This window comes from Ruegeria sp. YKSF57, from assembly GCF_059612585.1.
In genome coordinates this window covers 1-26,078 of sequence record NZ_JBXWQW010000053.1, presented here as the reverse complement: position 1 = coordinate 26,078, position 26,078 = coordinate 1, and the positions used below count along the sequence as shown (strand labels likewise).

Annotated in this window: 22 protein-coding genes; 18 read left to right on the top strand and 4 right to left on the bottom strand. The window is 58.2% G+C overall.

Going from position 1 to position 26,078, the window contains the following annotated elements:
* The 8 genes from AC2FLX_RS18605 to rplA form a co-directional block, all read left to right on the top strand.
* On the top strand, nt 1-2,046 hold a 2,046-nt coding region (locus AC2FLX_RS18605; protein ID WP_496875494.1), incomplete at its 5' end, for a heavy metal translocating P-type ATPase.
* Between the two features lie 4 nt (nt 2,047-2,050).
* Nucleotides 2,051-2,209 carry a cbb3-type cytochrome oxidase assembly protein CcoS gene (gene ccoS / locus AC2FLX_RS18600; protein ID WP_480750177.1) on the top strand — a complete coding sequence of 53 codons (159 nt, stop codon included), beginning with the start codon at nt 2,051-2,053 and terminating at the stop codon, nt 2,207-2,209.
* A 45-nt stretch (nt 2,210-2,254) separates the two neighbouring features.
* Entirely contained in the window at nt 2,255-2,659 is a 405-nt protein-coding gene (locus AC2FLX_RS18595) for a (R)-mandelonitrile lyase (protein ID WP_496810948.1), read from the top strand.
* An 86-nt stretch (nt 2,660-2,745) separates the two neighbouring features.
* Nucleotides 2,746-2,943: a preprotein translocase subunit SecE gene (gene secE / locus AC2FLX_RS18590; protein ID WP_480750179.1), complete on the top strand. Its 198-nt coding sequence runs from the start codon at nt 2,746-2,748 to the stop codon at nt 2,941-2,943.
* Between the two features lie 214 nt (nt 2,944-3,157).
* Nucleotides 3,158-3,691, top strand: a complete 534-nt coding sequence (nusG, locus tag AC2FLX_RS18585) for a transcription termination/antitermination protein NusG (RefSeq protein ID WP_496747179.1) — start codon at nt 3,158-3,160, stop codon at nt 3,689-3,691.
* Between the two features lie 141 nt (nt 3,692-3,832).
* Nucleotides 3,833-4,534, top strand: a complete 702-nt coding sequence (locus AC2FLX_RS18580) for a hypothetical protein (RefSeq protein WP_496810947.1) — start codon at nt 3,833-3,835, stop codon at nt 4,532-4,534.
* Nucleotides 4,535-4,727: 193 nt separating this feature from the next.
* A complete protein-coding gene (gene rplK / locus AC2FLX_RS18575) occupies nt 4,728-5,177 on the top strand; it encodes a 50S ribosomal protein L11 (protein WP_480750182.1) in 450 nt (149 codons plus the stop codon).
* 1 nt (nt 5,178) lies between these two features.
* Nucleotides 5,179-5,877 carry a 50S ribosomal protein L1 gene (gene rplA / locus AC2FLX_RS18570; RefSeq protein ID WP_480750183.1) on the top strand — a complete coding sequence of 233 codons (699 nt, stop codon included), beginning with the start codon at nt 5,179-5,181 and terminating at the stop codon, nt 5,875-5,877.
* Between the two features lie 72 nt (nt 5,878-5,949).
* Here the strand turns inward: rplA and AC2FLX_RS18565 are convergent, their stop codons facing one another.
* Both AC2FLX_RS18565 and AC2FLX_RS18560 read right to left on the bottom strand, forming a co-directional pair.
* Entirely contained in the window at nt 5,950-6,717 is a 768-nt protein-coding gene (locus AC2FLX_RS18565) for a class II glutamine amidotransferase (protein WP_496810946.1), read from the bottom strand.
* 273 nt (nt 6,718-6,990) lie between these two features.
* On the bottom strand, nt 6,991-7,845 hold the full coding sequence (locus tag AC2FLX_RS18560) for a glycosyltransferase (protein ID WP_496806885.1): 855 nt from the start codon (nt 7,843-7,845) through the stop codon (nt 6,991-6,993).
* Between the two features lie 606 nt (nt 7,846-8,451).
* On the opposite strand from AC2FLX_RS18560, the gene rplJ reads away from it, so the two are divergent.
* The 4 genes from rplJ (at nt 8,452) to rpoC (ending at nt 18,105) form a co-directional block, all read left to right on the top strand.
* Nucleotides 8,452-8,970, top strand: a complete 519-nt coding sequence (rplJ, locus tag AC2FLX_RS18555) for a 50S ribosomal protein L10 (protein ID WP_480750186.1) — start codon at nt 8,452-8,454, stop codon at nt 8,968-8,970.
* An 82-nt stretch (nt 8,971-9,052) separates the two neighbouring features.
* Nucleotides 9,053-9,430 carry a 50S ribosomal protein L7/L12 gene (rplL, locus tag AC2FLX_RS18550; RefSeq protein WP_480750187.1) on the top strand — a complete coding sequence of 126 codons (378 nt, stop codon included), beginning with the start codon at nt 9,053-9,055 and terminating at the stop codon, nt 9,428-9,430.
* Nucleotides 9,431-9,680: 250 nt separating this feature from the next.
* Entirely contained in the window at nt 9,681-13,814 is a 4,134-nt protein-coding gene (gene rpoB / locus AC2FLX_RS18545) for a DNA-directed RNA polymerase subunit beta (RefSeq protein ID WP_496810945.1), read from the top strand.
* Between the two features lie 49 nt (nt 13,815-13,863).
* Nucleotides 13,864-18,105 carry a DNA-directed RNA polymerase subunit beta' gene (rpoC, locus tag AC2FLX_RS18540; protein ID WP_480750189.1) on the top strand — a complete coding sequence of 1,414 codons (4,242 nt, stop codon included), beginning with the start codon at nt 13,864-13,866 and terminating at the stop codon, nt 18,103-18,105.
* Between the two features lie 381 nt (nt 18,106-18,486).
* Here the strand turns inward: rpoC and AC2FLX_RS18535 are convergent, their stop codons facing one another.
* Nucleotides 18,487-19,305 (bottom strand): DUF2189 domain-containing protein, encoded by an 819-nt coding sequence (locus tag AC2FLX_RS18535; protein ID WP_496810944.1) that lies wholly within the window; start codon nt 19,303-19,305, stop codon nt 18,487-18,489.
* A 238-nt stretch (nt 19,306-19,543) separates the two neighbouring features.
* On the opposite strand from AC2FLX_RS18535, the gene AC2FLX_RS18530 reads away from it, so the two are divergent.
* Nucleotides 19,544-20,725: an MFS transporter gene (locus tag AC2FLX_RS18530; protein WP_496810943.1), complete on the top strand. Its 1,182-nt coding sequence runs from the start codon at nt 19,544-19,546 to the stop codon at nt 20,723-20,725.
* Nucleotides 20,726-20,823: 98 nt separating this feature from the next.
* Entirely contained in the window at nt 20,824-21,687 is an 864-nt protein-coding gene (locus AC2FLX_RS18525; RefSeq protein WP_496810942.1) for a DMT family transporter, read from the top strand.
* Here AC2FLX_RS18525 and AC2FLX_RS18520 read toward each other — a convergent pair.
* Nucleotides 21,677-22,483, bottom strand: coding sequence for a putative rhamnosyl transferase (locus tag AC2FLX_RS18520; protein ID WP_480750193.1), 807 nt, complete (start codon nt 22,481-22,483; stop codon nt 21,677-21,679). The genes AC2FLX_RS18525 and AC2FLX_RS18520 overlap by 11 nt on opposite strands.
* Nucleotides 22,484-22,886: 403 nt before the next feature.
* Between AC2FLX_RS18520 and rpsL the strand changes: the two genes are divergently transcribed.
* The 4 genes from rpsL to AC2FLX_RS18500 form a co-directional block, all read left to right on the top strand.
* A complete protein-coding gene (gene rpsL / locus AC2FLX_RS18515) occupies nt 22,887-23,258 on the top strand; it encodes a 30S ribosomal protein S12 (protein ID WP_005621086.1) in 372 nt (123 codons plus the stop codon).
* Nucleotides 23,259-23,273: 15 nt separating this feature from the next.
* Nucleotides 23,274-23,744, top strand: a complete 471-nt coding sequence (gene rpsG / locus AC2FLX_RS18510; RefSeq protein WP_138842352.1) for a 30S ribosomal protein S7 — start codon at nt 23,274-23,276, stop codon at nt 23,742-23,744.
* An 18-nt stretch (nt 23,745-23,762) separates the two neighbouring features.
* Nucleotides 23,763-25,880 carry an elongation factor G gene (gene fusA, locus AC2FLX_RS18505; RefSeq protein WP_496810941.1) on the top strand — a complete coding sequence of 706 codons (2,118 nt, stop codon included), beginning with the start codon at nt 23,763-23,765 and terminating at the stop codon, nt 25,878-25,880.
* An 88-nt stretch (nt 25,881-25,968) separates the two neighbouring features.
* The coding region (locus AC2FLX_RS18500) for a GTP-binding protein (protein ID WP_170611170.1) at nt 25,969-26,078 on the top strand (110 nt) is incomplete at its 3' end.

Here is a 26,078-nt window from a genome sequence, read left to right as displayed (position 1 = left end):
ATTGCCACAGTCGAACGCGAGTTGAGCGCCTATCCCGGCGTCGCCGATGCTCGGGTCAATCTGACGCTCAAGCGGGCGATGATCCAGGCTTCGGCGAATGTGCGCGCTGCCGATCTTATCCCAGTGCTGGAGCGCGCAGGCTACGAAGCGCATGAGCTGGATACCGGCGCGCTGGCGGCAACGCAGACCGACAAGGCGGGCCGTAACCTTCTGATGCGACTTGCGGTGGCGGGGTTCGCCTCGATGAACGTGATGTTGCTTTCGGTATCGGTTTGGTCCGGGGCATCGGACGCCACACGTGACATGTTTCACTGGATTTCGGCGGCCATTGCGCTGCCAGCGATTGCGTTTTCAGGACAGCCGTTCTTTGCGAATGCGTGGAGTGCGCTTCGCGTTCGTCGCCTGAACATGGACGTACCGATCGTTCTGGCCATTGTTTTGGCGCTGGTCACTTCGCTTTGGGAAACCTCGCTGAGTGGCGAGCATGCCTATTTCGATGCCGCCCTGACTCTGACCTTCTTTCTGCTGGCAGGACGTTATCTCGATTATCGAACCCGGGCCGTGGCGCGGTCTGCTGCCGAAGAACTCGCGGCACTGGAAGTTCCGCGTGCCATACGTGTGGCCAACGACATCGAGGAAGAAGTTGCCGTCTCCACGCTTGCGGTCGGCGATCTGGTGCTTGTGCGCCCGGGTGGCCGGATGCCAGTGGATGGCGAGGTCGTATCCGGTCGCTCCGAATTGGACCGTTCGCTGCTGACTGGCGAAACGCTCCCCGTCTTTGCCGAACCGGGCTTGATCGTGAGTGCGGGCGAGGTGAATCTGACCGGCCCCCTGACCATCCGCGCCACAGCGGTGGGGCAGGAAACCTCGCTGCATCGCATGGCGGATCTGGTGGCTATCGCCGAGTCAGGCCGGTCACGCTATACCTCGCTGGCCGACAGTGCAGCCAAACTTTATGCACCAGGCGTTCATATCCTATCAGCGCTCAGCTTTCTCGGCTGGTATCTGTATTCAGGTGATGTTCGCACGGCGTTGAACATCGCCGCCGCCGTTCTCATCATCACCTGCCCCTGCGCTTTGGGTCTGGCGGTTCCGGCCGTGACCACCGCCGCCTCCGGGCGGTTGTTCCGTCGGGGCTTGCTGATCAAACACGCAACCGCACTGGAGCGTCTGGCCGAGGTGGACACGGTCGTCTTTGACAAAACGGGCACTCTGACCGCCGGAACGCCGGAACTGACCAATCTGGGCGATCACACGCGGACCAATCTGGAAATCGCACTGGCGCTGGCCGAGGCATCGTCTCACCCGTTGTCGGTTTCACTAGCCAAGACTGCTCGCGCTACCGGGATAAAGCCAGCGGGCATTGCCAATCTGATTGAGGTTCCCGGTTATGGAGCCAAAGGTCAGTTTCGCGGTCAGACCGTACGCCTGGGCCGTGCGGCATGGGTAGGTGCAGAACAGGGCAATCAAACAGCCGCATGGTTGGCAGTTGGGGACCGCGCGCCGGTGGCATTCGTTTACACGGACGCGCTGCGCCCCGGCGCGGTACAAGCCGTGGCCGCTCTTCGCAATGCCGGCAAGCAGGTGGCATTGATTTCCGGCGATACCCAAGGCGCCGTTGCGGAGCTGGCAGAGCGGCTTGGCATTCAAGATTGGGTGGCCGAGGCCTTGCCCGAAGACAAGGTCAAGCGGGTGCAGCAGCTGACGGAGGAGGGCCGCAAGGTCTTGATGGTGGGGGACGGCCTCAACGACACAGCGGCGCTTGCGGCGGCACATGTATCGATCTCGCCAGCGTCGGCTCTGGATGCGGCGCGCGTTGCCTCGGATATCGTTTTGCTTGGCACCGAGTTGTCGCCGATTGCTGAGGCTTGTGAGACCGCGACCAAGGCAACCAAACGAATCCGTGAGAACTTTCAGATTGCCACGGTCTATAACGTCATCGCGGTGCCCCTGGCGGTGGCTGGATTGGCGACACCGCTGATCGCCGCCTTGGCGATGTCGACCTCGTCTATTACCGTATCCCTGAACGCTTTGCGGCTGAGGTGACCCGATGGAAGTACTGGCCTATCTGATTCCGATCTCTCTCCTGTTGGGGGGTGTTGGTCTTGCCGCGTTCATCTACACGGTTCGCACCAACCAGTATGACGACCCCGAAGGGGACGCCCGGCGAATCCTCGACAATCAATGGGACGACAAGCCCAAACCTTGACCTGTGTCGAGTCGGGGGCGCGAGCAAAGGGTCAGGAGGTGCGCTATGGAAGTATTCAGGTCGGACGGTCGAGAGGGGCGAAAAGCGCCGCGGGACTGGTTTACCGGAACGGTTTGGCTAGAGCCGGTGATTGAAGCGCCCGAGCCGGCGCGCGTTCGGGCATTCCGGGTTTCCTTTGACGCTGGCGCGCGTACAGCATGGCATACCCACCCGTTGGGCCAGACGTTGTATGTTTTGTCAGGTGTCGGGTTGGTTGGGCGCCGTGGCGAAGCGCCCCGGACAATTCGACCCGGAGATACAGTCTGGATTCCGCCGGGCGAAGAACACTGGCATGGTGCAGCGCCGGAAACGGAAATGGTCCACCTCGCCATTCAGGAGGCTTTGGATGACCACATCACCGACTGGCTGGAACAGGTCGATGACGCGGATTACCTGCAACCGCCGGCCTGATATGCGCCGCGCGTCCGCCCGCCCTTGAAATTACCGCATTGCCCGGCTATGTCCGGCCCATTCGCAAGCAGAGAGACACAAGCCAAATGGCCACCATGAATCCGATCCAGTTCATCCAGCAGGTCCGCGCCGAAGTCGCAAAGGTCGTATGGCCGACGCGCCGCGAGGTGCTGCTGACCACGGTCATGGTGTTCATCATGGCGACACTGACCGCCATTTTCTTTGCGCTGGTGGATCTGGGCATCCGTGGCGGGCTGCAGCTGATTCTGGGTATGTTCAACTAGGCAAGCCCTCGGGAACGCCCGGTTAAATCCCGGACGCCCCTTGCACAACGCGCCATGTCGGAGTAGGTGACGCGAAACCCTTTGGGACGGGCGTGCGGCGATTCGAGTTGCGCGCCGCTTTTTGTTCCGGGTTGTGCGGTGAAACCGCTGAGAAATTTCAATGACGGGCGCGCTCCGGACAGTGTGCCAAAGGCAGAACAAGGACGACAGGTTCATGGCGAAACGGTGGTACTCGGTCAGCGTTCTTTCGAATTTCGAGAAAAAGATCGCAGAACAGATCCGCACGTCCGTGGCCGAGCAGGGTCTTGAGGACGATATCGACGAAGTTCTGGTGCCCACCGAAGAGGTGATCGAAGTGCGCCGGGGCAAGAAGGTCACGACAGAGCGCCGCTTCATGCCCGGCTACGTGCTGGTGCACATGGAAATGTCCGACCAGGGCTATCACCTGATCAACTCGATCAACCGGGTCACCGGTTTCCTTGGCCCGCAAGGCCGCCCGATGCCGATGCGCGACGCCGAAGTGAACCAGATCCTCAACCGCGTTCAGGAAGGCGAAGAAGCGCCCAAGCTGATGATCTCGTTCGAGATTGGCGAAAAGGTCAAGGTCAACGATGGTCCGTTCGAGGATTTCGACGGCATGGTCGAAGGCGTGGACGACGAGAACCAGAAACTCAAGGTTTCGGTTTCGATCTTTGGCCGCGAAACGCCGGTTGAACTGGACTTTACGCAGGTTACGAAGCAGGGGTGAGAAGCTTCTGAGAGAGATTTTGACGCCGTGATGCCTTGGGCATTGCGGCGTTTTTTGTTTGTCCGCCCGTCTGAAGAAGCGGCTGTTGACAAAGCCAAAGCCTTATAGACTTTAACTACCCAAACACCGGAAGATATACTCTTGTTTAGATTCCATACTGCGGTCACTTTCATTCTATTAAATTGTATCGGCTTCGCGTTTGCAGTGACTATTGGGGGGCTTCTTTTTGCACCTGCTGCGGCTGACACACATCAATCAGCAGCTTTGTTTGAAGAGGCGCTGCGAGCGAACGCAAATCTTCAGAACGATCGCCTGCAAGAAATTGTGTCCAACGTGCCTGAGGTGCTGCTTGAGCGTAACGAAAGCGGTGTGTCCTTAATCGAGTTTGCTTTCTTCTATTTAAATGAGGATTTGGTGAGTCAAACCAATTTTGAGTTCCTTGAATTTCTGATCAGTAACGATTTCTTTGATCAGAAAGTGGATAAGGCACAGCACGTCTCGTTCGCCGTTCAAGCGTTGAGAGGGGCTGATGACCAGATCGGCAGAACAGACCTCTCGGATGATATGATTGTCCATGACACTCGCGCACCGTTCATTGTCTTACTATCAAATGCTGTCAGTGACCGTATCTCGCAGAACCCGTTAAGTAGTGAAGAAAGTTTGGACATCGTTCTAGAGGTTTGCAAAGCAATGGCCTTTGAGGCAGGGTACGAAGAGCTTTTCGGCGCTCAGCTTGTTCACGCCGTTTCAGGTACGCTAACACCCCAGCAGAAAAGCTTTGTTGGCGTTTACTCACAGACAGGAACACTGGACGGTCTCTGCGTAGAGAAATTCTTGCGCTGAGGCTGCGGGCATATTCAATCACTAAAGGGGTGAGCGATCCCCTTGCCAACCCTGCCATTCCCCTATAAACGCCGCCTCTATCGTCTTCGGGCGAGATTCTCTCGTGGGAGATGGACGGATCGCGATCCTGAAATCGGACCACGCAACATTCTCCGGGCTGGACGCGTCCCGCCCACGTTGAAAGGAAAACCACATGGCTAAGAAGCTTGTTGGTTCGATGAAGCTGCAGGTTCCTGCAGGTCAGGCAAACCCCTCTCCGCCGGTCGGCCCCGCACTGGGTCAGCGCGGCATCAACATCATGGAATTCTGCAAGGCGTTCAACGCCAAGACCGCAGACATGGAGCCCGGCGCGCCGTGCCCGACCGTGATCACCTACTATCAGGACAAGTCCTTCACCATGGACATCAAGACGCCGCCCGCGTCTTATTACCTGAAAAAAGCTGCTGGTCTGAAGCCGGTTGGCAAACGTAACCGCCCGCGCGGTGCGGAAAATCCTGGCCGTGAAACAATCGCAACCGTGACCTCGAAGCAGGTCCGTGAAATTGCGGAAGCCAAGATGAAAGATCTCAACGCCAACGACATCGAAGGCGCAATGCAGATCATCCTGGGCTCGGCCCGCTCCATGGGCATCGAGGTGAAGTAAGATGGCTAAACTCGGAAAACGGACCCGCGCCGCACGCGAAGCTTTTGCCGGCAAGGAAAACCTGTCGGTCGAAGAAGCAGTTTCCCTGATCAAGGCAAACGCCTCGGCCAAATTCGACGAAACCGTCGAGATCGCCATGAATCTGGGCGTCGACACCCGCCACGCCGACCAGATGGTCCGCGGCGTCGTCGGCCTGCCGAACGGAACTGGCAAAACCATGCGCGTTGCAGTGTTTGCTCGCGGCCCCAAGGCGGACGAAGCCAAGGCAGCCGGTGCTGACATTGTTGGCGCAGAAGACCTGATGGAAACCATTCAGGGCGGCAAGATCGAGTTCGACCGCTGCATCGCGACCCCGGACATGATGCCCGTCGTAGGCCGTCTGGGTAAGATCCTTGGCCCCCGCAACCTGATGCCGAACCCCAAGGTTGGCACCGTGACCATGGACGTGAAAGCCGCCGTGGAAGCAGCCAAGGGCGGTGAAGTCCAGTTCAAGGCGGAAAAAGGCGGTGTTGTGCACGCCGGTGTTGGCAAAGCGTCGTTTGACGAAACCAAGCTGGTCGAAAACGTCCGTGCCTTTGTGTCGGCCGTGGCCAAGGCAAAGCCGTCGGGCGCCAAGGGCACCTACATGAAGAAAATCGCGCTGAGCTCGACCATGGGTCCCGGCGTGACCGTGGATGTGGCGCAGGCTTCGAGCGAATAAGCACGAGCATTCAGCGGTAAAACCAAGCGGGCGGCCCCAAACAGGCCGCCCGTTCTGCATTTCCAGGATGTATCAAAGGCCAAGCTCGCGGATGCTTGCTTCGCCCTTTACCAACGAAAAGAAGCTTCGATCGGCGACAGGTTCCCAGGAACCGACCGACCTGTCTAGCGGCTCCGACGCGACGACTTTTCCGCCGTTGTCCAGCCCTTCCCCGAAATAAAGCGACGGGCTGCGCCGGTCACTGGAATAGCGGAAGGAATAAAGAGCCGAGCCATCGGAAAAGGCAGTCGCCATCCTGTTGGGCTGTTCGGTTTCTCCCTGAACTTCTTCAATCTGCCTGATTGTCGTGACGACAGCTTGAAAGGGGCATTCGTCTAACCCATTCGCCAGCAGCAACAGAAACAACAACTCAGAATCCGTGCTGCCGCGGCGGGCATGATAGCACTCGTCCGGCAGGAAGGCTTCAAGTTCCCGCCGTATACGCCCGAAATCGCCGATCTGACCGTTATGCATGAACGACCATTTGCCATAGGTGAAAGGATGGCAGTTGCTACGTGACGTCTCACCAAAGGTCGAGGCCCGAACGTGCGCCAGGAAAAGGCGCGACTTAATCATGCGGCACAGGTCCAGAAGATTGCCATCCGACCACGCGGGCAGGACGTCACGGTACAGCCCTGGGTGCTCCTGCTCTGCATACCAGGCCATGCCAAATCCGTCACCATTCACCGCCAGCTTGGCCTCGGCGGCATGCTGGCTTTGTTCCAGCAGCGAATGTTTGGGCAAGATGATAATGTTTTCAAGCGGGATGCTTACGCCACAATACGCTGCGAATCTGCACATATTTTCATTCTTTCCAGAATTCGAGAAGACCACATTCAATAGTGCCCAATGCCAGGAACAACAAAAGGATTTTCGAACTTAACGGCGATCTGCAGCAACCGAGTATTATGAACCGTAGTCAAAAGCCGCTTCTGAAAGGCCAATCAGATTGCCTCGATTTTCCCTCGACCATCCTTTTTCAATACGCCGGATACAAAAGACCCATCACAGCATATAACACACAAGCAGAACCCAGCCCGGTAAATAGTTTCTAACTCTCAGTGCTCGAGGGGTTCAGTCTTCTGTGGAAACGCTAGCACTTGGTGCGTCAGCCACGATTTGTTTCAGCTTTTCAGGCGTGAAAGTTGGAAATTCGCGCCGGATCAAGCGCTCGACGCGGTTTCTCGCGCGCTCAGTCTCAAAGTTTGGATCGGTGGAAATTGCCTTGCGCAGTTTCCGTCCTTGTCGGGCGCGAGTGTCCGAGCTGTTGTGGGCCACATGTATGTATGCATGTGGGCGAGGATCCATGATCGACGGGTTGAGTTCGTAGTACCCTCTATGCCGCCCTTGATACGGGTTGCGTATCTGCCCGGGTGCATTCACCAGTGCCCAGGCGATTGCGATATAGGGTTCAAATTTCCGCAGAAGAAAAGAGTCCGTTCCGTCATGGGCTAGGTAAAATCCGCGCGGCATCGATATCAGGGTGTTGGGAACCGCATGTTCGCCCAGCCGTTTCAGGCGCGATATCGTGTATGCGGAAATCGCATCGTCGTCGTCCATCCTAAAATGAACAGTCTTTTGTTCAATGCCAGAGGTCAGTTCTTCTACTTTTGGGTTAAGAGCGTCTGTAATGTGGTCTGCGTCACTATAAATTATTTCGATTTGTGGAATATCAGCGCAGGCTTGTTCTAGGCTCGCTTTATAGACGTCCGGCATGATTGTAGAGGCGGCCACAATGACCTTGAAGTCAGGGTCGGTTTGAAAGCGGAGAGATGGCAGAGTGATGTTTTCCAGAAAGTACAGGCGTTCGGCCATGCGCTCAGGGTTGTAGAGGGCGTCCAAACGCTCTGCTTCCTCTAGTTCCGCCCGACCGATTTTGGTGTCGTTTCTGCCAAAATAGGAAAATCGAATGTAGCCAAAAACCTTCATGAAGTGCTCATTTGTATGGGGATCTTTGTGTTTGGGGGGATTTTTCAACGCAGATTGTCGCTAAACCTATGGGTCCCTTTTGAGGGTCTGGAATCGTGTGTGACTTCTGGTGGACCCCCGCGCCGGTTCGATGGAGTCGATTGACTGATCTAAGTCAAAAGCGTTTTGTTAGAAAGATCCATCAATTTATCTGGTTTTGGTTGGCGTGCTTGTTGTCAATTTCGCAACACCAAACGCCGTGCGACCTCCGACGCCGGAAAATCTGATGTTGTACCATCCTGACGGCGCGGAACACACTTTCTGGCAAAAGGGTTTTTGCGGCGAGATCCTGATTTACCCCTTGGAAACCTAGGCTGTCTGGCCTAAAGAGGGCTGCGGAGTAAAGCGTGCGATTCGTCGTGCGCTTTATTTTGTTTCGTCCAAGACGGTGGGTGGGTCCATATGGCCCCTTAATTTCCTGCCTGAGACGGGAAAGACCAAAGAATTCGAGGGTCCCACCCTCGGGCGATTTTTGGCTCAACCCCGTACAACGGACCTGAACGCCGGGGCTCAGGCCTCGGCAAATATGAGCCGGGATGACCCATCATCCCTAATTTGGAGAGAACTGTGGATAGAGCCCAGAAAGAGAAAGTGGTCGAGGAACTCGGCCAGATCTTCGAAAGCTCTGGCGTCGTGGTGGTTGCTCACTACGCCGGTCTGACAGTTGCCGAGATGCAGGATCTGCGTTCGCGTGCGCGCGAAGCAGGCGGGTCCGTGCGTGTTGCCAAGAACAGGCTCGCCAAAATCGCCCTCGAGGGTAAGCCGTGTGCAAGCATGGCCGACCTGCTGACGGGTATGACCGTTCTGACCTATTCCGAAGACCCCGTGGCGGCAGCCAAGGTGGCCGAGGACTTCGCCAAGGATAACAAGAAATTTGAGATCCTCGGCGGCGCAATGGGCGAGAACGCTCTGGACCGGGCCGGCGTCGAAGCCGTGTCGAAAATGCCGTCGCGCGAAGAGCTTATTGCTCAGATCGTGTCGTGCATCGGCGCACCTGCTTCGAACATCGCTGGCGCGATTGGCGCACCTGCAAGCAATATCGCAAGCATCCTTTCCACCATCGAAGAGAAGGCGGAAGCTGCGTAAGCGGTTGGCACTGAATGATCTGCGTGGGGTTGTGAATGCCCCGACGTTGGAACACACACTGTAAACGGAAAGAGCTGATACAATGGCTGATCTGAAGAAACTGGCAGAAGAGATCGTTGGTCTGACCCTGCTGGAAGCACAAGAACTGAAAACCATCCTCAAGGACGAGTACGGCATCGAGCCCGCAGCTGGCGGCGCCGTCATGGTCGCAGCAGCTGGTGGCGACGCCGGTGGCGCAGCCGAGGAAGAAAAGACCGAATTCGACGTCGTTCTGAAGAACGCCGGCGCTTCGAAAATCAACGTCATCAAAGAAGTTCGTGGCATCACTGGCCTGGGCCTGAAAGAAGCCAAGGAACTGGTCGAAGCCGGCGGCAAGATCAAAGAAGGCGTTTCGAAAGAAGAAGCCGAAGAAGTCAAGGGCAAGCTGGAAGCAGCTGGCGCCGAAGTCGAGCTGGCCTAAGCCAACCGACAGGTGCATCGCTGATGTGCCGCAGAATTTGGCTGGACCCGGAGAAATCCGGGTCCAGCCGAACCTGTCTTAGAAAGGGCCTCTGACAGGGGGGCGTTTTCTAAGACACGGTTTTCGGATCGGGAGGCCGCCTTCGGGACGGTGGCCATGAATTGATCCGGACGTGTCGTCTCGAATGTGCAAGATGCCGGGGCCCGACGGTGTCTTTGCCCGCTGAGAACATCGAAAGGTGACATCTGACATGGCTCAATCGTTCCTTGGCCAGAAACGTCTTCGTAAATATTACGGCAAAATCCGCGAAGTTTTGGAAATGCCCAACCTCATTGAGGTACAGAAATCTTCTTATGATCTTTTCCTGCGTTCCGGTGATGCCGAACAGCCAGCCGACGGCGAAGGTATCAAAGGCGTGTTCCAGTCGGTTTTCCCGATCAAGGATTTCAACGAAACTTCCGTTCTGGAGTTCGTGAAGTACGATCTGGAAAAACCGAAATATGACGTCGAAGAGTGCATGCAGCGCGACATGACCTACAGCGCGCCGCTCAAGGTTACTCTGCGTCTGATCGTCTTTGATGTCGATGAGGACACCGGCGCCAAGTCGGTCAAGGACATTAAGGAGCAGGACGTCTTCATGGGCGACATGCCCCTGATGACTCCGAATGGCACCTTTATCGTCAACGGCACTGAACGTGTGATCGTGTCCCAGATGCACCGCTCGCCGGGCGTGTTCTTTGACCATGACAAGGGCAAGACCCATTCCTCGGGCAAGCTGCTGTTTGCCTGCCGCATCATCCCGTATCGCGGCTCGTGGCTGGACTTCGAGTTCGACGCCAAGGACATCGTTTTTGCCCGCATCGACCGTCGCCGCAAGCTGCCGGTGACGACGCTGCTATATGCGCTGGGTCTGGATCAGGAAGGCATCATGGATGCCTATTACAATACCGTTTCCTACAAGCTGGCGAAGAAGAAGGGATGGGTCACCCCGTTCTTCCCCGAGCGCGTGCGCGGCACCCGTCCCACCTATGACCTGATCGACGCCGCCTCGGGCGAAGTGATTGCCGAAGCCGGTAAGAAGATCACCCCGCGCGCGGTCAAGAAATTGATCGAGGAAGGTGCCGTCACCGACCTGCTGGTTCCGTTCGATCATATCGTAGGCAAGTTTGTCGCCAAGGACATCATCAACGAAGAAACCGGTGCGATCTATGTCGAAGCCGGGGACGAGTTGACGCTGGAATATGACAAGGACGGTGAACTGATCGGCGGTTCCGCGAAAGAATTGATCGACGCGGGCATCACCGATATCCCGGTTCTGGATATCGACAACGTCAATGTCGGCCCCTACATGCGCAACACCATGGCGCAGGACAAGAACATGAACCGCGAAACCGCGCTCATGGATATCTACCGCGTCATGCGCCCGGGTGAGCCGCCCACCGTCGAAGCGGCGTCCGCCCTGTTCGATACGCTGTTCTTTGACAGCGAGCGCTATGACCTCAGCGCTGTTGGCCGGGTCAAGATGAACATGCGCCTTGCGCTGGACAAGCCGGACACTCAGCGCACGCTGGACCGCGAAGACATCGTGGCCTGCATCAAGGCACTGGTGGAACTGCGTGACGGCAAAGGCGATGTGGACGACATCGACCACCTCGGCAACCGCCGGGTGCGCTCGGTCGGCGAACTGATGGAGAATCAGTACCGAGTCGGCCTGCTGCGCATGGAGCGCGCGATCAAGGAACGCATGTCGTCGGTCGAGATCGACACCGTCATGCCGCAGGACCTGATCAACGCGAAACCGGCTGCTGCTGCCGTACGCGAGTTCTTTGGCTCGTCGCAGCTGTCGCAGTTCATGGACCAGACCAACCCGCTGTCCGAAGTCACCCACAAACGCCGCCTGTCGGCGCTTGGCCCCGGTGGTCTGACGCGCGAGCGCGCGGGCTTCGAGGTTCGCGACGTGCACCCGACCCACTATGGCCGGATGTGCCCGATTGAAACGCCGGAAGGCCCGAACATCGGTCTGATCAACTCGCTGGCCACCTTTGCCCGCGTGAACAAGTATGGCTTCATCGAAACGCCTTATCGCGTCGTCAGCGAAGGTCAGGTGACCGATGAGGTCCACTACATGTCCGCGACCGAGGAAATGCGTCACACTGTGGCGCAGGCCAACGCGACGTTGGACGAGAACGGCAAGTTCATCAACGAGATGGTCAACACCCGCCAGGCCGGCGACTATACGCTGGCGCCGGTGGAAAGCGTCGACCTGATCGACGTGAGCCCGAAACAGCTGGTTTCGGTTGCCGCCTCGCTGATCCCGTTCCTCGAAAACGACGACGCCAACCGCGCTCTGATGGGCTCGAACATGCAACGTCAGGCGGTTCCGCTGCTGCGGGCCGAGGCACCGCTGGTCGGTACCGGTATCGAGGAAAAGGTTGCGATCGACTCGGGCGCTGCGATTCAGGCGAAACGCGCCGGTATCATCGACCAGGTCGATGCCCAGCGTATCGTTATTCGCGCCACCGAGGATCTGGAATTGGGCGATGCTGGCGTTGACATCTATCGTCTGCGCAAGTTCCAGCGTTCGAACCAGAACACCTGTATCAACCAGCGTCCGCTGATCAAGGTGGGTGACACCGTCCAGAAGGGCGAAGTCATTGCCGACGGTCCGTCGACCGACATGGGTGAACTTGCTCTGGGTAAGAACGTGGTCGTCGCGTTCATGCCGTGGAACGGCTACAACTACGAAGACTCGATCCTGATCTCGGAACGTATCGCACGTGATGACGTCTTTACCTCGGTCCATATCGAGGAATTCGAAGTTGCCGCCCGTGACACCAAACTGGGCCCGGAAGAAATCACCCGCGACATCCCGAACGTCGGTGAAGAAGCGCTGCGCAACCTCGACGAGGCGGGCATCGTTTACATCGGTGCGGATGTCGAACCAGGCGATATTCTGGTCGGCAAGATCACTCCGAAGGGCGAAAGCCCGATGACCCCGGAAGAAAAGCTGCTGCGCGCCATCTTTGGTGAAAAAGCATCCGACGTGCGCGACACCTCGCTGCGCGTTAAGCCGGGCGATTACGGTACGGTCGTCGAGGTTCGCGTCTTCAACCGTCACGGCGTCGAAAAAGACGAGCGTGCATTGCAGATCGAGCGTGAGGAAGTCGAACGTCTGGCCCGTGACCGGGACGATGAGCTGACGATCCTTGACCGCAACATCTATGCGCGTCTGCAAAGCTTGATCCTCGGCAAAACCGCTGTCAAAGGCCCGAAAGGTGTCAAGGCAGGATCGGTGATCACCGAGGATCTGCTGGACACTCTGACCCGTGGTCAATGGTGGCAGCTGGCGCTGGAAGACGAGCAGGACGCACAGATCGTTGAGGCTCTGAACGAGCAGTACGAAGTGCAGAAGCGCGCTCTGGATGCCCGTTTCGAGGATAAGGTCGAGAAAGTCCGCCGTGGCGACGACCTGCCGCCGGGTGTGATGAAGATGGTCAAAGTCTTCATCGCGGTGAAGCGCAAGCTGCAGCCGGGCGACAAGATGGCCGGTCGTCACGGGAACAAGGGTGTGATCTCCAAGGTTGTTCCGATGGAAGACATGCCGTTCCTGGCCGATGGGACCCCGGTCGACTTCTGTCTGAACCCGCTGGGTGTGCCTTCGCGTATGAACGTGGGTCAGATCCTTGAAACCCACATGGGTTGGGCCGCGCGCGGTCTGGGTCTGAACATCGATGAGGCACTGGGTGAATACCGCCGTTCCGGCGACCTGACCCCGGTTCGCGAGGCGATGAAGCTGGCCTATGGCGAAGATGTCTACGAAGAAGGCATCACCGGCATGGACGAGGAGACGCTGGTCGAAGCAGCGGGCAACGTGACCCGCGGTGTTCCGATCGCAACCCCTGTCTTCGACGGTGCCAAAGAGGCTGACGTCAACGACGCGCTGGTGCGTGCGGGCTTCTCGCAAAGCGGTCAGTCGATTCTGTTCGACGGTCGTACGGGTGAGCAATTTGCGCGTCCGGTGACCGTGGGCATCAAGTACCTGCTGAAACTGCACCACCTGGTGGACGACAAGATCCACGCGCGTTCGACAGGGCCGTACAGCCTGGTCACCCAGCAGCCGCTGGGCGGTAAGGCGCAGTTCGGTGGTCAGCGCTTTGGTGAGATGGAAGTCTGGGCTCTGGAAGCTTACGGTGCCGCCTACACCCTGCAGGAGATGCTCACCGTGAAATCGGATGACGTCGCCGGCCGGACCAAGGTCTATGAGTCGATCGTCAAGGGCGAGGATAACTTTGAAGCGGGCGTACCGGAATCGTTCAACGTTCTGGTCAAAGAAGTCCGTGGCCTCGGCCTGAATATGGAACTCCTGGATGCGGAGGAAGAGTAGGGGCGGCAGCGCCCCACACTCATCCCATCCCAATTTGTAAGGACGCAAAATGAACCAGGAAATCACCAACAACCCGTTCAACCCGCTGACGCCCCCGAAAGTGTTCGACGAGATCAAGGTCTCGCTGGCGTCGCCCGAGCGGATCCTGTCTTGGTCCTATGGCGAGATCAAGAAACCCGAAACCATCAACTATCGCACGTTCAAGCCCGAGCGTGACGGTCTGTTCTGCGCGCGCATCTTTGGCCCGATCAAAGATTACGAATGTCTGTGCGGCAAATATAAGCGGATGAAGTATCGCGGCGTTGTCTGCGAGAAATGCGGTGTGGAAGTCACCCTGCAGAAAGTCCGCCGCGAGCGCATGGGCCATATCGAACTGGCAGCACCCGTTGCGCATATCTGGTTCCTGAAATCGCTGCCGTCCCGCATCGGTCTGATGCTGGACATGACGCTGCGCGATCTGGAACGGGTTCTCTACTTTGAAAACTACGTCGTCATCGAGCCCGGTCTGACCGACCTGACCTACGGCCAGATGCTGACCGAAGAAGAGTACATGGACGCACAGGATGCCTATGGCATGGACGCGTTCACCGCGAATATCGGTGCCGAAGCCATTCGCGAGATGCTGGCCCAGATCGATCTGGAAGCCGAAGCCGAGCAGCTGCGCGCCGATCTGGCCGAAGCAACCGGCGAACTGAAGCCCAAGAAGATCATCAAGCGTCTGAAGGTGGTTGAATCCTTCCTCGAGTCGGGCAACCGGCCCGAGTGGATGGTAATGACCGTGATCCCGGTCATTCCGCCGGAACTGCGTCCGCTGGTTCCTCTGGATGGTGGCCGCTTCGCGACCTCGGATCTGAACGATCTGTATCGCCGCGTCATCAACCGGAACAACCGTCTGAAACGTCTGATCGAACTGCGCGCGCCTGACATCATCGTCCGCAACGAAAAGCGGATGTTGCAGGAATCCGTTGACGCTCTGTTCGACAATGGCCGTCGTGGCCGCGTGATCACCGGCGCCAACAAGCGTCCGCTGAAATCGCTGTCGGACATGCTGAAAGGCAAGCAGGGTCGTTTCCGTCAGAACCTTCTGGGCAAGCGGGTCGACTTCTCGGGCCGTTCGGTCATCGTGACTGGTCCCGAACTCAAGCTGCACCAGTGTGGTCTGCCCAAGAAGATGGCGCTGGAGCTGTTCAAGCCGTTCATTTACAGCCGCCTTGAAGCCAAGGGTCTGTCTTCGACCGTGAAACAGGCGAAGAAACTTGTCGAGAAAGAGCGCCCCGAAGTGTGGGATATCCTCGACGAGGTGATCCGCGAACACCCTGTCATGCTGAACCGTGCGCCGACGCTGCACCGCCTTGGCATTCAGGCATTCGAACCGGTCCTGATCGAAGGTAAAGCGATCCAGCTGCACCCGCTGGTCTGTTCGGCCTTCAACGCCGACTTCGACGGTGACCAGATGGCCGTTCACGTGCCGCTGAGCCTTGAGGCACAGCTGGAAGCGCGTGTTCTGATGATGTCGACGAACAACGTTCTGTCGCCTGCAAACGGCGCGCCGATCATCGTTCCGTCGCAGGACATGATCCTGGGTCTCTACTATGTGACCCTGGAACGCGAAGGCATGCCGGGTGAAGGCAAGGTCTTTGGTTCGATCGACGAAGTTCAGCACGCGCTGGACGCGGGTGAAGTGCATCTGCACACCAAAATCACCGCGCGGATCACGCAGATCGACGACGAAGGCAACGAAGTTCAGAAGCGCTATGAAACCACTCCGGGCCGTCTGCGTCTGGGTGCGTTGCTGCCGATGAACAACAAGGCGCCGTTCGAACTGGTCAACCGTCTGCTGCGCAAGAAGGAAGTGCAGCAGGTGATCGACACCGTCTACCGTTACTGCGGGCAGAAAGAGTCGGTTATCTTCTGTGACCAGATCATGTCGATGGGTTTCAAGGAAGCGTTCAGGGCCGGCATCTCGTTCGGCAAGGACGACATGGTCATCCCGAACGACAAGTGGGGCATCGTTGATGACACCCGCGATCAGGTGAAGGATTTCGAACAACAGTACATGGACGGCCTGATCACTCAGGGCGAAAAGTACAACAAGGTTGTCGATGCCTGGTCGAAATGTAACGACCGCGTCACCGAGGCGATGATGAACACCATCTCGGCTTCCGCGCGTGACGAGAATGGTGCCGAGCAGGAACCGAACTCGGTCTACATGATGGCCCACTCCGGTGCGCGGGGCTCGGTGACTCAGATGAAACAGCTGGGTGGTATGCGTGGCTTGATGGCCAAGCCGAACGGCGACATCATCGAGACGCCGATCATCTCGAACTTCAAGGAAGGTCTGACCGTTCTTGAATACTTCAACTCGACCCACGGTGCCCGTAAGGGTCTGTCGGATACTGCTCTGAAGACGGCGAACTCGGGCTACCTGACCCGTCGTCTGGTGGACGTGGCGCAGGATTGCATCGTGCGTGAAATCGACTGCGGCACCGACCGCGCAATCACTGCCGAAGCAGCGGTTAACGACGGTGAAGTCGTTGCCTCTCTGGCCGAGCGTGTGCTGGGTCGTGTCTCTGCCGATGACGTTCTGCGTCCGGGAACGGATGAGGTTCTGGTCGCTGCAGGTCAGCTGATTGACGAGCGTATGGCTGACGCCATCGACGAGGCTGCCGTTGCTTCGATGCGGATACGCTCGCCGCTGACATGTGAGTCGGAAGAGGGCGTTTGCGCCACCTGCTACGGTCGTGACCTTGCGCGCGGTACCATGGTGAACACGGGCGAGGCTGTCGGTATCATCGCCGCACAGTCGATCGGTGAACCGGGTACACAGCTGACGATGCGGACGTTCCACATCGGTGGTGTTGCCCAAGGTGGTCAGCAATCGTTCCAGGAAGCAAGCCAGGACGGCGTCATTGCCTTCGAAAACCCGCAGATCCTGGTCAATGCCGCAGGCGAAAGCCTGGTCATGGGCCGTAACATGAAGCTGGTGATCAACGACGAACACGGCGAAGAACGCGCCAACTTCAAGCTGGGCTACGGCTCCAAGCTGTTCGTCAAGGACGGCACCAAGGTCAAGCGCGGCGACAAGCTGTTCGAATGGGATCCCTACACCCTTCCGATCATCGCCGAGAAAGCCGGTACCGCGAAATATGTCGACCTGGTTTCGGGCCTTGCGGTTCGCGACGAGACCGATGACGCAACCGGCATGACCCAGAAGATCGTGATCGACTGGCGCGCGGCGCCACGCGGCAGCGACCTCAAGCCCGAAATCATTCTGGTGGGCGAAGATGGCGAACCGGTGCGCAACGATGCGGGCAACCCGGTTCACTATCCGATGTCGGTGGATGCGATCCTGTCTGTCGAGGACGGCCAGCAGATCGAAGCCGGTGACGTTGTCGCGCGTATTCCGCGCGAAGGCGCCAAGACCAAGGACATCACCGGTGGTCTGCCACGTGTTGCGGAACTGTTCGAAGCACGTCGTCCCAAGGATCACGCAATCATCGCCGAAGCCGATGGTTACGTGCGCTTTGGCCGCGACTACAAGAACAAGCGCCGCATCACCATCGAACCGGCCGACGAGTCGATGGAGCCGATCGAATACATGGTACCCAAGGGAAAACACATCCCGGTGCAGGAAGGCGACTTCGTGCAGAAGGGTGACTATATCATGGACGGCAACCCGGCCCCGCACGACATCCTTGCCATCATGGGCGTCGAAGCGCTGGCGGATTACATGATCGATGAGGTGCAGGACGTCTATCGCTTGCAAGGTGTTAAGATCAACGACAAGCACATTGAAGTGATCGTGCGCCAGATGCTGCAGAAGTGGGAGATCCTCGAATCCGGCGATACCACCCTGCTGAAGGGCGAGCATGTCGATAAGCAGGAATTCGATGCGGCCAACGAAAAGACCATCGCACGCGGCGGTCGCCCGGCCCAGGGTCAGCCGATCCTGCTTGGCATCACCAAGGCCTCGCTGCAGACGCGTTCGTTCATCTCGGCGGCGTCGTTCCAGGAAACCACCCGCGTTCTGACCGAAGCCTCGGTTCAGGGCAAGAAAGACAAGCTGGTGGGTCTCAAGGAAAACGTGATCGTCGGTCGCCTGATCCCGGCCGGTACGGGCGGCGCAACCCAGCGCGTCCGCCATATCGCGCAGACCCGCGACAACGTGGTGATCGAAGCCCGCCGGGAAGAGGCCGAAGCCGCCGCTGCCCTGGCCGCTCCGATCATGGAGGACGACATCATCGGGGACGAACTCGACACCCTGGTCGATACTCCGGAAAGCCGGGAATAAACTTTGGTTTATGCCGAAAACAAAACCCGCGCTCAGGCGCGGGTTTTTTTTGTGCGCGTGCCAGAAAGCCGTGTTGGTCAGCCAAGAATCTGAAGTGGGTCCGGCAAAACTTCGGCTGGTGAGCACAAAGTGAATTCTGCGGCGGGTTAAGCTTCTCGCACCAATCGAATAAAGGAAAAACTGGTCAGACCGGCAAGAAGGATGGGTCTATTGCCCGGTTATTCCGGCTATCTTCAGATTCGACGATTGTTACCCGGCACTGATTGCTGGCATTGCTCAATTCGGCACGCCCGAGGACTTGCTGCTCGGTCCCGCGGAAATTGAGCATTACCCCCGCGGACGAAACAAGCACACAGGCTCTCTGAGTGGCGGCTGGATACATCATCCTTCGGCGGCAGACACTGCCCGCTGATAGAGATGCCATGTGGTGTGACCAAGGATCGGAAGGGTAAAGATCAGCCCCAGAAACGCGGGAACCAGCGACAACAGCATTGTGACCGATATGATCGCCGCCCAGCTGAGCATGACCACTGGGCTTTCCGAGACGACGCGTAAAGAGGTTAACATGGCGGAAACAAAATTGGTTTCCCGGTCCAGCAGCATCGGCATGGCGACGACGGTCACCGAGAACAGGACAGCCGACAAAAACGCGCCCACACAGGTGCCGACCGCAAGAAAGATCCAGCCCTGAGGTGTAAAGAATACGGTGTTCAAAAAACCGTCAAGATCCGAAAAGGATGCATTTTGCAGGATGATCGCCAGCCAAAGCCGAACCTGGTAAATCCACACCCAGAAAATGAACAGGGTGACAAAGGCCATCCAGCCCATTTCGCGCTTGCGCTGATTGGCCATGACGATGAGGATCTCGGACCAGCCAAAACTCTCTCCCTTCTGCAACCGGCGGGACATCTCGTAAAGCCCGGCGGCGGCGAAAGGTGCAACCAGCGGAAAGCCTACAATGGCAGGAATGATCATCCAGATCTGGCCAAGCCAGACCAAACTCCAAACCAGCAGGATTCCGAAGGTTGCATAGAACAGGCCGAAAAAGCCGCTCATGACGGGGCGCGACAGAAAGTCGGAAAACCCGGCCTTCAGCGAAGCGGAAATATCACCCCCGGTCACTCTATTGACCTTGGGCATGGCCCCTTGTTGCGGCGTCAGATTGTCCGGTGGTGTAGGGTCTGCAGTCTTGGATGTCATGACACACTCCTCCCAAAGCGTGGCATCGCGCTGGTCCGTCTGCCAACAGATCCGACTGTGAGGCAGACATTCCTCTCCCGCATACAAATTTGCATCAAGTGAAGCGCAAGGGCAAGTTGGGAGTGTGATCGCTTCGCCCCAAAGCAAACCAACACGGCGTGCGTCGCTAAGGTCAAGCCCACTGTGACAGCGAACTTGCCCATGGCTTTGCCAGCGCCGTGGGAGTATCGAAGGGGACATGCTCAATCCGACCCTCCGAATCCTTCTTCTTGTCCTGTTGCTCTGGCTTTCAGGGCTTGGTGCGGCCGGGCAGTTCGCCAAGATCGCGGTTCCGTTCGACATGCTGGCGCAAGCCTATCCCGATGCGGCGGCAAGCTTGGGTTTGGTTTTGTCCGTCATCAGTCTCTTTGGCATCCTTTTTGGCATGACTGCGGGCATCGTTGTGGCGCGGGTGGGGTATCGCCGAATGCTAGTGCTGGGCCTGTGTCTGGGCGCGGCGATGTCGCTGTGGCAAGCTGCCCTGCCTCCAATTGTTCCGATGCTGGTCAGCCGCACCATCGAAGGGTTGTCGCATCTCGCCATCGTCGTCGCCGCGCCCACGCTGATGGCGCAGATCTCCTCGGATCGATATCGCAACCTGGCGATGACCTTGTGGAGTACGTTTTTTGGCGTGTCCTTCGCCATTGTAGCATGGGTCGGATTGCCATGGGCGCAGGTTCACGGGCTAAAGGCCTTGTTCCTCGCCCATGGTCTGGCCATGGCGGCGTTGGCTGCTATGGTGTGGCTGGTGCTCAAACCCGATGACCCAACGACCGGGGCGAAAGTTGGCTCGATTACGCCGCGTAAGGTGTTGCGCCAGCATCTTTCCGTCTACAGCTCTCCCCGCCTTGCCGCGCCTGCTGTCGGCTGGCTTTTCTATACGCTGACTTTCGTGTCACTGGTCGCGATCCTGCCCATCTTGTTGCCAGCTGACCTGCGCGCCATCATAGTGGGGTTGATGCCGTTGACCGGCATTGCGGTGTCGCTGCTGGTAGCCACCGCCCTCATGCGCATCTGGTCTGCCATCGGTGTCGTCGTGCTCGGCTTTGCCCTGTCCGCGCTTGTGCTGGCGGGGTACTGGTTGGGGGTTTCAGCTCCGATTCTATGCGTGTCACTGTTCGGGACACTGGGCCTTGTCCAGGGCGCCAGCTTTGCCGCCATCCCTCAGTTGAACACATCAATAGAGCATCGTGCGCTTGCCAACGGGGCAATGGCCCAGATGGGCAATTTGGGCAACACACTGGGAACACCGATCTTTCTGTTCGTTCTGGGGCGCTATCAGTTTGGTGGATTGGTGAGCGCTGTGATCCTGTGCTATCTCGCCGGGATTATCGTGCATATATGGTTGTGGCGCCGCCGCAGCCTCATGCAATTCCGTTAACATCTTGCCTTTTTTGACATCCATGCCAGAACTGTATGGTTGGCAGGCTCACGGACCCGACCGGAGCGGTTGACACCCCCTGGCACCGAGGTCGCAACATGTCTTCCAACACGCAAGGCGCGTTCCTGATGATGGGCAGCATGGCGGCGTTCACGATCAACGACGCGATCGTCAAGGCGGCCGCAGCGGACCTGCCCCTGTTTCAGCTGGTCGCCATGCGCGGTGTTCTGGCCACCACGCTGATCTATGTCCTGTCTCGGCATTTGGGCACCCTGCACCTGAATTTCCCACGGCGTGACAAGATCCTTGTTGCATTTCGTTGCGTTGCCGAGGTCGGCGCCACGTTCCTGTTTCTGTCAGCGCTGGTACACATGCCGTTGGCGAACGTGACGGCGGTCTTGCAGGCATTGCCCCTGACCGTGACCCTGGGTGCGGCGATTTTATTCAAGGAACCGGTCGGGTGGCGGCGGGCGGCGGCAATTGCGGTCGGGTTTGCGGGCATGCTGTTGATCGTCCGCCCTGGTCCTGAAGGTTTCAATATCTATGCGCTTTATGCGTTGGCGGCGGTCGCCATGATTACCGCCCGAGACCTTTTGACCCGGCGCATGTCGGCCGCCGTACCGTCAATGGTCGTTACGCTCGCAACGTCCACCACCATAACACTCACCGCCGCATTGGCATCGCTCGGTACCGGCTGGGTGCCGGTTGCGCCGGCCACCGGCATGATGATCGCCTCGGCGGCGGTGTTCGTTCTGATGGGGTATCTGTTCAGCGTCATGGTGATGCGCGTTGGCGAGGTCGGGTTCGTCGCCCCGTTCCGTTATTCAAGCCTGATCTGGGCGCTTCTCCTGGGCTTTGCAGTTTTTGGCGATTGGCCTGATCCGCTGACTTTGTTTGGCGCGGCTCTCGTCGTGGCCGCCGGCTTGTTCACTCTGTTCCGCGAGCGCGCGATCAAGGACTGAACCCGCGCCTGGAAACCCGGTCGGTGTCAATCGCAAACCGGGCGGCGAATTCTTCTTTTTGATCTGCCGTCAGAGGCAACAGATCGACGGGTTGCGCCCTTGCCCTGCGCGAGTCGTTAAAGCTGCCATGCGACCGCACCCACATAGGCACATCCGAAAAGCTGACCGCTGGCATGAACCGTGCAATCTTGTTGTGCGCAAAATTCATGATCGTCAGCGGACAGCCGCCCCGGACATACATCCCAAGTGCCACTCCCAGGAACGGTCTGGTCTCTTCCAGTACGCGGGTGCCACCGCTGTTGAATTCAGCTGCGTAACCACGACTGAAATCGACTGCGACAGCCTTGTTGCGTTTCAGCAACCCGTCGCAGTCGCCGGCGGCTTGCCGAAGTCTGGCGACAAAATCAATCGCGACGGCATCGTCGTCGTCATGCCGGAACTGCAGACATGGTGCATCTGGTGATGCGCGCTCCGCATTCAGGATTTCTTTCATCACCTCCCGGTGCGGGCGCGGCGGTTGGGCGACAATCCTGACCTGCCGTATATCGGCAGTCAGGTCATGCAACCGGTCGCGATCCGGTTTCGGCAGGCTGTCCCCAATCACGATGATCAAGGTAAAATCCTGATCGGTTTGCGCGCGCAGCCCCGGTAGCGAGACGGCTTCAAACAGCCGGAATCGCTCTTCCAACCGGTCGCAATCATAGAGATAGCGAATTCTGTCCTCGACAGTGTCATGCGCGACCTGAAATCCCCCAAGTGCGGGGTACGAAAAGCGGCACAGGCCGAGAACTTGCATCTATGACTTCCAGCGAGGTTTGTTCCCGACGGACTATGCCGTTGGCCGTCTGCGCCTGCAACCGCTCCGAAACCGGCTTGTTTGCCGGTCAAAACGGCGATATCCGGCGGATAAGGCGCCCTGCGCAGATGGAATCGGGTCGGGCTGTTGACACTTTGCCCGACTCCCCCTATTACGCGCGTCATCTCGGCACCGGGGGCCGCCCCAACGCCGATTCCAGTAATGAACTGGTCAAGGCCCGGACAATTTTGCAGTTCGCGCCCTCTGATAACAAACCGCGACGTTCACCTCGGAATGGGAACGCTCGCGGGTTTTGCGCTTGTGGACGCATAAGCGCAGCGAAGTTAGCCGCACGCAACGCGCGTGCATGTCATGTGTGTTGCAAAACGGGGAAGAAACCGGAATGCCAACTATTCAACAGCTGATCCGCAAACCGCGGCAGCCGAAAGTAAAACGCTCGAAATCCATGCACCTGGAGCAGTGCCCGCAGAAACGCGGCGTCTGTACACGTGTTTACACCACCACACCGAAGAAACCGAACTCGGCTATGCGTAAGGTTGCCAAGGTGCGCCTGACCAACGGGTTCGAGGTCATCTCGTACATCCCCGGTGAAAGCCACAACCTGCAGGAACACTCGGTTGTTCTGATCCGTGGCGGCCGTGTGAAAGACCTTCCCGGTGTGCGTTACCACATCCTGCGCGGTGTTCTGGATACCCAGGGCGTCAAAGACCGTAAGCAACGCCGTTCGAAATACGGCGCGAAGCGTCCCAAGTAAGAAGGAGAGGCTGATATGTCACGTCGTCACGCCGCCGAAAAACGCGAAGTCCTGCCTGACGCCAAGTTTGGCGACAAGGTTCTGACCAAATTCATGAACAACCTGATGATCGACGGTAAGAAGTCGGTCGCAGAGCGCATCGTCTATAACGCGTTCGATCGCGTTGAAACCAAGATCAAGCGCGCACCCGTCGAAGTGTTCCACGAAGCGCTCGACAACATCAAACCTTCGGTCGAAGTTCGCTCGCGCCGCGTGGGTGGTGCAACCTATCAGGTTCCGGTCGAAGTGCGCCCCGAGCGCCGCGAGGCACTGGCCATCCGCTGGCTGATCGCCGCCGCGCGCAACCGCAATGAAAACACCATGGAAGAGCGCCTTGCTGGCGAACTGCTGGACGCCGTTCAGTCCCGCGGTACCGCCGTCAAAAAGCGCGAAGACACCCACAAGATGGCCGAGGCGAACAAAGCCTTCAGCCATTACCGCTGGTAACCCTAGAGGCTTACACTTATGGCACGCGACTATCCGCTTAATTTGTACCGCAACTTCGGTATCATGGCGCACATCGACGCAGGTAAGACCACCTGCTCGGAGCGTATCCTGTATTACACCGGCAAATCCCACAACATCGGTGAGGTGCACGACGGTGCAGCCACCATGGACTGGATGGAGCAGGAACAGGAACGCGGCATCACCATCACCTCGGCTGCAACCACCACCTTCTGGGAGCGCACCGAGGACGGTCAGACCGCCGATACCCCCAAGCACCGCCTGAACATCATCGACACCCCAGGTCACGTTGACTTCACCATCGAAGTCGAACGCTCGCTGGCCGTGCTCGACGGTGCCGTCTGCGTTCTGGACGCAAACGCCGGTGTTGAACCGCAAACTGAAACCGTGTGGCGTCAGGCTGACCGTTACAAGGTTCCGCGCATGGTGTTCGTCAACAAGATGGACAAGATCGGCGCAGACTTCTTCAACTGCGTCCGCATGATCGAAGACCGCACCGGCGCCCGCGCGGTTCCGGTTGGTATTCCGATCGGTGCTGAATCCGAGTTGGAAGGCTTGATCGACCTGGTCACCATGGAAGAGTGGCTGTGGCAGGGCGAAGATCTGGGCGCAAGCTGGATCAAGGCCCCGATCCGCGACAGCCTGAAGGACATGGCCGAAGAATGGCGCGGCAAGATGATCGAAGCGGCCGTCGAAGAAGACGACGACGCGATGATGATGTACCTGGAAGGCGAAGAGCCCGATGTGCCGACCCTGCGCAAACTGCTGCGCAAGGGCACTCTGGCGCTGCACTTCGTTCCGGTTCTGGGTGGCTCGGCGTTCAAGAACAAGGGCGTGCAGCCGCTGCTCAATGCGGTGATCGACTATCTGCCCAGCCCGCTGGACGTTGTCGATTACATGGGCTTCAAACCCGGTGACGAGGAAGAAGTTCGCAACATCGCCCGCCGCGCAGACGACAACATGCCGTTTGCGGGTCTGGCGTTCAAGATCATGAACGACCCCTTCGTCGGTTCGCTGACCTTCACCCGGATCTACTCCGGCGTGATGAACAAGGGTGACCAGATCCTGAACTCGACCAAAGGCAAGAAAGAGCGCATCGGTCGTATGATGATGATGCACTCCAACAACCGGGAAGAGATCGACGAAGCGTTTGCAGGCGACATCATCGCGCTGGCGGGTCTGAAAGACACCACCACCGGTGACACCCTGTGCGATGCCAAGGAACCTGTGGTTCTCGAAACCATGACCTTCCCCGAGCCGGTGATCGAAATCGCGGTCGAGCCCAAGACCAAGGGCGACCAGGAAAAGATGAGCCAAGGCCTTGCCCGTCTGGCAGCCGAAGACCCGTCGTTCCGCGTGGAAACCGACCTGGAATCCGGTCAGACCATCATGAAGGGCATGGGCGAACTTCACCTGGACATCCTGGTGGACCGTCTCAAGCGCGAATTCAAGGTCGAGGCCAACATCGGTGCGCCGCAGGTGGCTTACCGTGAAACCATCTCGATGCCGGTCGAACACTCCTACACCCACAAGAAACAATCGGGTGGTTCGGGTCAGTTCGCCGAGGTCAAGCTGGAAATCCAGCCGACCCAACCGGGCGAAGGCTATTCGTTCGAAAGCCGCATCGTTGGTGGCGCGGTTCCGAAGGAATACGTGCCGGGCGTCGAAAAGGGTATCCGTTCGGTCATGGATTCCGGTCCGTTGGCTGGCTTTCCGGTGATCGACTTTAAAGTGGCCCTGCTGGACGGCAAGTTCCACGACGTTGACTCGAGCGTTCTGGCGTTCGAAATCGCGGCGCGGATGTGCATGCGCGAAGGCATGCGCAAAGCTGGTGCGAAGCTGCTGGAACCGATCATGAAGGTCGAAGTGATCACCCCGGAAGAATACACCGGTGGTATCATCGGCGACCTGACCTCGCGTCGGGGCCAGGTGTCGGGTCAGGAACCGCGCGGCAACGCGATCGCAATCGCTGCGTTCGTTCCGCTGGCCAACATGTTCGGCTACATCAACACCCTGCGTTCGATGTCGTCGGGCCGTGCCCAGTTCACCATGCAGTTCGACCACTACGATCCGGTTCCGCAGAACATCTCGGACGAGATCCAGGCGAAATACGCATAAGACCGGGTGGCGGGGTGAACCCCGCCCTACCCATTCCACTGTAGGGTGGGTTTCATCCCACCATCCGTAAGAAAAAAGGAGCCTTGCAATGGCAAAGGAAAAGTTTGAGCGTAACAAACCGCACGTCAACATCGGCACGATCGGCCACGTTGACCACGGCAAGACGACGCTGACGGCGGCGATCACCAAGTATTTCGG

Excerpts from the sequence above, each read along its gene's own strand:
- ccoS (WP_480750177.1), top strand. The coding sequence starts at position 2,051 with ATGGAAGTACTGGCCTATCTGATTCCGATCTCTCTCCTGTTGGGGGGT.
- AC2FLX_RS18595 (WP_496810948.1), top strand. The coding sequence starts at position 2,255 with ATGGAAGTATTCAGGTCGGACGGTCGAGAGGGGCGAAAAGCGCCGCGG.
- secE (WP_480750179.1), top strand. The coding sequence starts at position 2,746 with ATGGCCACCATGAATCCGATCCAGTTCATCCAGCAGGTCCGCGCCGAA.
- nusG (WP_496747179.1), top strand. The coding sequence starts at position 3,158 with ATGGCGAAACGGTGGTACTCGGTCAGCGTTCTTTCGAATTTCGAGAAA.
- rplK (WP_480750182.1), top strand. The coding sequence starts at position 4,728 with ATGGCTAAGAAGCTTGTTGGTTCGATGAAGCTGCAGGTTCCTGCAGGT.
- rplA (WP_480750183.1), top strand. The coding sequence starts at position 5,179 with ATGGCTAAACTCGGAAAACGGACCCGCGCCGCACGCGAAGCTTTTGCC.
- AC2FLX_RS18565 (WP_496810946.1), bottom strand. The coding sequence starts at position 6,717 with ATGTGCAGATTCGCAGCGTATTGTGGCGTAAGCATCCCGCTTGAAAAC.
- AC2FLX_RS18560 (WP_496806885.1), bottom strand. The coding sequence starts at position 7,845 with ATGAAGGTTTTTGGCTACATTCGATTTTCCTATTTTGGCAGAAACGAC.
- rplL (WP_480750187.1), top strand. The coding sequence starts at position 9,053 with ATGGCTGATCTGAAGAAACTGGCAGAAGAGATCGTTGGTCTGACCCTG.
- rpoB (WP_496810945.1), top strand. The coding sequence starts at position 9,681 with ATGGCTCAATCGTTCCTTGGCCAGAAACGTCTTCGTAAATATTACGGC.
- rpoC (WP_480750189.1), top strand. The coding sequence starts at position 13,864 with ATGAACCAGGAAATCACCAACAACCCGTTCAACCCGCTGACGCCCCCG.
- AC2FLX_RS18535 (WP_496810944.1), bottom strand. The coding sequence starts at position 19,305 with ATGACATCCAAGACTGCAGACCCTACACCACCGGACAATCTGACGCCG.
- AC2FLX_RS18530 (WP_496810943.1), top strand. The coding sequence starts at position 19,544 with ATGCTCAATCCGACCCTCCGAATCCTTCTTCTTGTCCTGTTGCTCTGG.
- AC2FLX_RS18525 (WP_496810942.1), top strand. The coding sequence starts at position 20,824 with ATGTCTTCCAACACGCAAGGCGCGTTCCTGATGATGGGCAGCATGGCG.
- AC2FLX_RS18520 (WP_480750193.1), bottom strand. The coding sequence starts at position 22,483 with ATGCAAGTTCTCGGCCTGTGCCGCTTTTCGTACCCCGCACTTGGGGGA.
- rpsL (WP_005621086.1), top strand. The coding sequence starts at position 22,887 with ATGCCAACTATTCAACAGCTGATCCGCAAACCGCGGCAGCCGAAAGTA.
- rpsG (WP_138842352.1), top strand. The coding sequence starts at position 23,274 with ATGTCACGTCGTCACGCCGCCGAAAAACGCGAAGTCCTGCCTGACGCC.
- fusA (WP_496810941.1), top strand. The coding sequence starts at position 23,763 with ATGGCACGCGACTATCCGCTTAATTTGTACCGCAACTTCGGTATCATG.